Here is a 746-nt window from a genome sequence, read left to right on the forward strand (position 1 = left end):
AGGCGCTGCTGCCGGTCCGCCTGCGCACCGGCGAGCGCTCGCTGGGCGGTACGCTCTCCTGGTCGGAACCGCAGCCGGTCGACCAATTCCCTCCGGGCCCCTTCTCCGACCTCACGCCGCCGCGCGACGTGACGGTGAACCGCCAGGTACTCGCCGAGCCGTCCGCTGACATCGTCGAGCGCACCTGGGCGAATCTCGCCGACGGAACGCCTCTCGTGACCGGCGCGCCGCGCGGCGAGGGCCGCGTCATCCTCTTTCACGTGACGCCGGAAGCCACCTGGTCCAGCCTGCCGATCTCCGGCAGCTTCGTCGAGATGCTGCGCCGCATCGTGCAGCTTTCGCGCAATCAGGGCAGCCTGACCGAGCAGGAGGAAACGGGCGCACGGCTGGCGCCTTACCGCATGATTTCCGCGACGGGGGCGCTGGTGCCCCCCGGCCCCGAAGCCGAACCGCTGGAGCTCTCCTCCGACGCGCCGGTGACACTCCGAAATCCGCCCGGCTTCTACGGCTCGGAGGAAGGGGTGGTGGCCCATAATCTGCTTTCACCCGACGCCACGCTTGCGCCGCTTGCCCGCCCCGAAGCGCCGGTGACCGTGAGCCAGGCTTCCTATGCATTCGATGAATCCAGGCCGCTCAAGGGGCCGCTGATGGCGGCTGCGCTCGCGCTCCTGGCCCTCGACACGCTGGCCGTCCTGTGGCTCGGCGGGCTGTTGCAGCGCCGCGAACCGACCGAGAGGTCGATGCCG

Annotated in this window: 1 pseudogene; it reads left to right on the forward strand. The window is 70.5% G+C overall.

Annotated features, from left to right (window positions below):
• A pseudogene (locus ACFP9U_RS25250) lies at window positions 1-746 on the forward strand (RNA-binding protein); the annotation flags it as partial.

Origin of the sequence: Nitratireductor sp. GCM10026969 (assembly GCF_042660605.1) — a bacterium.
GTDB lineage: Bacteria > Pseudomonadota > Alphaproteobacteria > Rhizobiales > Rhizobiaceae > Chelativorans.